General features: G+C 68.8%; 5 protein-coding genes. All 5 read right to left on the minus strand.

Annotated elements, in window-relative coordinates:
• Positions 1–440: YicC/YloC family endoribonuclease (locus FV220_RS23995; protein ID WP_348642105.1), on the minus strand; the 440-nt coding region annotated here is incomplete at its 3' end.
• A gap of 158 nt (positions 441–598) precedes the next feature.
• Positions 599–1,975, minus strand: a complete 1,377-nt coding sequence (gene mltG, locus FV220_RS24000) for an endolytic transglycosylase MltG (protein ID WP_056146604.1) — start codon at positions 1,973–1,975, stop codon at positions 599–601.
• A 588-nt stretch (positions 1,976–2,563) separates the two neighbouring features.
• Positions 2,564–3,823, minus strand: a complete 1,260-nt coding sequence (fabF, locus tag FV220_RS24005) for a beta-ketoacyl-ACP synthase II (RefSeq protein WP_026176042.1) — start codon at positions 3,821–3,823, stop codon at positions 2,564–2,566.
• A 92-nt stretch (positions 3,824–3,915) separates the two neighbouring features.
• Positions 3,916–4,152, minus strand: a complete 237-nt coding sequence (locus FV220_RS24010; RefSeq protein ID WP_018044468.1) for an acyl carrier protein — start codon at positions 4,150–4,152, stop codon at positions 3,916–3,918.
• 269 nt (positions 4,153–4,421) lie between these two features.
• On the minus strand, positions 4,422–5,095 hold a 674-nt coding region (gene fabG / locus FV220_RS24015; RefSeq protein ID WP_147833475.1), incomplete at its 5' end, for a 3-oxoacyl-[acyl-carrier-protein] reductase.

Consider the following 5,095-nt stretch of genomic DNA (forward strand, 5'->3'; position numbering starts at 1 on the left):
GCCTCCACGAGGTCGGCCACGAGGCGGACCACGCCCTCGGCGAGGTCATGGGCGAGGCTGTCCGATTCCGCCGCCGGCTCGTCCTCGGATTCGATGACGCCGCGGATGCCGAGCAGGCCGTCGAGGGAGGCCGGGGCGAGGCCTTCGGGGCGCGGAACGCGGGCGGTGGCGGCGGCGAGTTCTGCCAGTAGGGCCTCGTTGATGCGCACCCGCGCCCTGGTCTCGGGCCGGGTGAGGTTGAGCGAGAGTTGGCACTGGCCCCGCGTCAGGGTCTTCTGCAGGGCTGTGCGGGCCACCTCGCCCACCGATTCCAGGCCGTTGGGCACGCGCAGGCGCACGTCGAGCCCACGCCCGTTCACGCTGCGGACCTCCCAGGCCCACTGGACCGGGCCGGTGGTGCCGGTGGCGCGGGCAAAGCCCGTCATGCTGGAGAGGATCATGATGTCTGAACTTTAGTCGGTCGTGCGAACCTCCCTCCCCCTTGTGGGGAGGGATTAAGGGTGGGGGTGGTTGGGCGACCCTTAGGCAGTGGAGGCCACCGCCACCCTCCCCACCGCCCACTCCTCCTCACAAGTGGGAGGAGAGTGGCGGCAGTGCCCTATTGCGCCTTCAGCGCCGGGACGCTTTTGGCCGAATTGAGGTCGAAGGTCTTGTTACGCAGCGGGTCGAGCTTGGTGCCCTCCGACGCGTCGAAGGCTTTCGGGCGCGGGGCCGACGGGTCCGGGGCGCTGCCGGCGAAGTTGGTGCCGTCCGGTGCGTAGGCCGAGGCCCGGCCCGGGACCGCCGAGGGATCGGACGGCGGTTCGGCCTTGTCCACGGGGGCGGCGTCAGTGGGCGTTTCCTTCCGGGCGCGCTCCACCTGCCGCCAGCGGGCGACGTTGCGGGAATGGCCCTCCAGGCTGTCGGCGAAGGCGTGGCCGCCGGTGCCGTCGGCGACGAAGTAGAGGTCCTTGGTGCGTGACGGGTTGGCGACGGCCTCGAGCGCGGCGCGGCCGGGATTGGCGATGGGGCCCGGCGGCAGGCCCTCGATGACGTAGGTGTTGTAGGGGGTCGCCCGGTCGATCTCGGAGCGCTGGATGCCGCGCCCCAGGGTGCCGCGCCCGCCCACCAGCCCGTAGACGATGGTGGGGTCCGATTGCAGCTTCATCCGCTTGTTGAGGCGGTTGACGAAAACGCCGGCCACGCGCGGCCGCTCGTCGGCCCGGCCTGTCTCCTTCTCGACGATGGAGGCCAGGGTCACCATCTCGGCCGGGGTCTTCACCGGGATCTCGGCCGAGCGGCGCAGCCAGATCTGGTTGAGCACTTCGCGCTGCTTGGCGCGCATCAGGTTGACGATCTGCTGGCGGGTGGCGCCGCGCTCGAACTTGTAGGTGTCGGGCAGGAGCGAGCCCTCGGGCGGGATCTCGTTGATGTCGCCCGTGAGGATGTCGTTGTCGTTGAGGCGCACCACGATCTGCTCGGAGGTCAGGCCCTCGGGGAAGGTGATGGCGTGTTGTACCTGCCGGCCGGTGGACAGGGTCTCGATCGTGTCGCCGATGCTGGCATGGGCCTTGAATGTGTACTCGCCGGCCTTCAGGGCCTTGCCGGAGAAGCGGGAGGCCCATTCGAACAGGGCGGTATGAGCGATGACGCCTTCGCGGCTGAGGGCGTCGGCGATCTCGGAGGTGCCGCTGCGGGGCGGGATGACCACGACCTTGTCGGCGGCGAGCGGGCCGGGTTCGCGGATCTGCCGGTCGAACAGCGTCACGCCGATCATCGCCGCGATGGCGAGGACCACGGCGGCGGTGAGCAGGCCGCTGATCGTGCTCAGCAACCCGCCGCGCTCGCGCACCGGGCGGTCCGGCGGGGGCGGCGCGGCCGTGGGCTTGATCGCCTCGCTGGGGCTGCGCGGGGACACCCGGTGCGGCATGGACGGCTCGTCGGACGGGACCGCGATCGCCGCCTGCTCCGGGTCTTTGCGCTTGCGGAAGAACATGGACATCCTGTTCGGGCCTCGCCTCTCGCCAACCTTGTCTCGGCCCGACGATGCGACCGTCGTGTCGTCCTGGCCGACCGGGGCACGAAACTCAGGCAATAGGTGCCGACGCATGGATGGGCTTCTCGCCAAGAAGCTTCGGGATCCTTGCGTCAAACCTGACTACACCCGGGCGGGCGGGTTGTGCGAGCCGGATTGAACCGGTTTTGTGGCAAAAAGGCGTATTATCGCTCCACCGTCCCGCCCGCTCGATGGCCAGCGCGCCGCAGACGATGAACACGGCCGGACACCCAGGTGAGCAGGCGGTCATGCTGGTCGTAGATGCCGAGGCGAGCGAGCCCTCCGGCCCAGATCACGCCGATACCGAGCATCACCAAGCCCCTGCCGGTGCCTGAGGGCCGAATCCAGCGGCGAGCGCGAGCCCGGCGGCGAATTCCAACAGCAGCGGCGTCGTCCATTGACGGAGGATCGCGTCCGCCGGCTGGAAGACCACGCCCGCTAACGCCAAAAGGGCGAGATGGTCGTTCCCGGTGAGATCTCGACCGATATCTGGGCGATCCTGACGGGAGCGTCGGACCGGCCGGGGCTTCAGACCCGACGCATCACCAGCGACGCATTCGTCCCGCCAAATCCAAAAGAATTCGACAGCACGACATCGACCTGCTTGCGCTTGGCTTCGTGCGGCACGAGGTCGATCGCGGTTTCCACCGAGGGGGTGTCGAGGTTCAGCGTCGGCGGCATCACGCCGTCGCGGATGGTGAGAATCGAGAAGATCGCCTCGATGGCACCGGCCGCGCCCAGCAGGTGGCCCACGGCCGACTTGGTGGAGGACATGGCGGCCTTGGCGGCGTGCTCGCCGAGCAGCCGCTCCACGGCCTTGAGTTCGAGCTCGTCGCCCATGGGCGTCGAGGTGCCATGGGCGTTGATGTAGTCGATGTCGGAGGCCTGGAGGCCGGCGCGCTTCACCGCGGCGCTCATGCAGCGGAAGGCGCCGTCGCCGTCCGGGGCCGGCGAGGTGATGTGATAGGCGTCGCCGGTGAGGCCGTAGCCGACCACTTCGGCGTAGATCCGGGCACCGCGTGCCTTGGCATGCTCGTACTCTTCGAGCACGACGACGCCGGCGCCCTCGCCCATGACGAAGCCGTCACGGTCCTTGTCGTAGGGGCGCGAAGCCTTGGTGGGCTGGTCGTTGAAGCCGGTGGAGAGGGCGCGGCAGGCGGCGAAGCCCGCGAGCGCCAGGCGGTTCACCGGAGATTCGGCGCCGCCGGCCACCATCACGTCGGCATCGCCGAACTGGATCAGCCGAGCTGCGTCGCCGATGGCGTGCGCCCCGGTGGAGCAGGCCGTGACCACCGCGTGATTCGGCCCCTTGAGGCCGTGGGCGATGGAGACCTGCCCGGAGGCGAGGTTGATGATTCGGCCGGGAATGAAGAACGGCGAGATCCGTCGCGGCCCCTTGTCGTGCAGGGTCACGGAGGCGTCGTAGATGCCCCCGATCCCGCCGATGCCGGAGCCGATCATCACGCCGGTGGCGCACTGATCCTCGTGGCTCTTGGGATGCCAGTCGGCATCGTCCAGCGCCTGGCCGGCGGCGGCCATGGCGTAGACGATGAACGGATCGACCTTGCGCTGCTCCTTCGTCTCCATCCATTGGTCCGGATTGAAGGTGCCGTCGCTGCCGTCTCCGAACGGGACCGAGCACGCGATGCGGCAGGCGAGATCGGACACGTCGAAGGCTGTCACCTGCGACGCTCCGCTGTCTCCCGCGATCAACCGGCTCCAGGTGGCCTCGACCCCGCTTCCCAGCGGCGTCACCATACCCAAGCCCGTCACCACCACCCGACGCATCGCGTTATCCCGAACCAGTCCCGTCATGTCACTGTCGTTCGGCGCGCGGGGTCACGTGGACCCCGCTCCTCGCGCCTCTCGTCCCGTCGTGCTTACGCGGAGTTCTTCTCGAGGAACTTCACGGCATCGCCGACCGTCTGGATGGTCTCGGCAGCGTCGTCCGGGATTTCGACGTTGAACTCTTCCTCGAAGGCCATCACGAGCTCGACGGTGTCGAGGCTGTCGGCACCGAGGTCATCGATGAAGTTGGCGCCCTCGACCACCTTCTCCGGCTCCACGCCGAGGTGCTCGACAACGATCTTCTTCACGCGCTCAGCGATATCGCTCATCGTTCTTGGTCCTTGGTTATTCGATCGTGATGGTGAAGGTGCCGTGGCCGCCGTCCCGCTGGTGCGGATCTCTGGAAGCGGCCGGTGTCCGATCGCGCGTGGTCTTGAGAACCCGCAACACGCTGAACCGTCAACCCCCCTCGCACGGCAGCCGGGGTGGTAGCACAGGGTTTTGGCGCTGGCGAGGGCCGGTTCACAAACCGTTCATCGCCGTGGCTTTTTCCCGGACAATCGTCGGGTTTTCCCGCCTGCCGTGTCGGGAGACCCTCTCAGTACATCGCCATGCCGCCGTTCACGTGCAGGGTCTGGCCGGTGACGTAGGCGGCCTCGTTCGAGGCCAGATAGACGGCCGCGGCCGCGATCTCCTCGCCGGTGCCGAGGCGGTTCATCGGTACGCGGGTGAGGATGCCCTCGCGCTGCTTCTCGTTGAGGGCGTCGGTCATCGGCGAGGTGATGAAGCCCGGCGCGATGCAGTTGACGGTGAGGTTGCGGGTGGCGACCTCGGCCGCCATGGCCTTGGTCATGCCGACGAGGCCGGCCTTGGCGGCGGCGTAGTTCACCTGGCCCGGATTGCCGGTGGCGCCGACCACGGAGCCGATATTGACGATGCGGCCGTGGCGCCGCTTCATCATGCCCTTCACCGCCGCCCGCGAGAGGCGGAACGCGGCCGAGAGGTTCACGGCGATCACCGCGTCCCACTCGTCGTCCTTCATCCGCAGCAGGAGGTTGTCGCGGGTGATGCCGGCGTTGTTGACGAGGATGTCGAGGCCGCCGAGGGCGGCTTCCGCCGCCGGCACCAGGGCCTCGACGGCGTCCTTGTCGGAGAGGTCGCAGGTCAGGGCATGGACGCGCTCGCCGCCGAGTTCGGCCGAGAGTGCGTCCAGCGCTTCGGCGCGGGTGCCGGAGACGGCGACGGTGGCGCCCTGGGCGTGGAGCGCCCGGG

It is taken from the genome of Methylobacterium sp. WL19 (genome assembly GCF_008040005.1).
Lineage (GTDB): Bacteria > Pseudomonadota > Alphaproteobacteria > Rhizobiales > Beijerinckiaceae > Methylobacterium > Methylobacterium bullatum.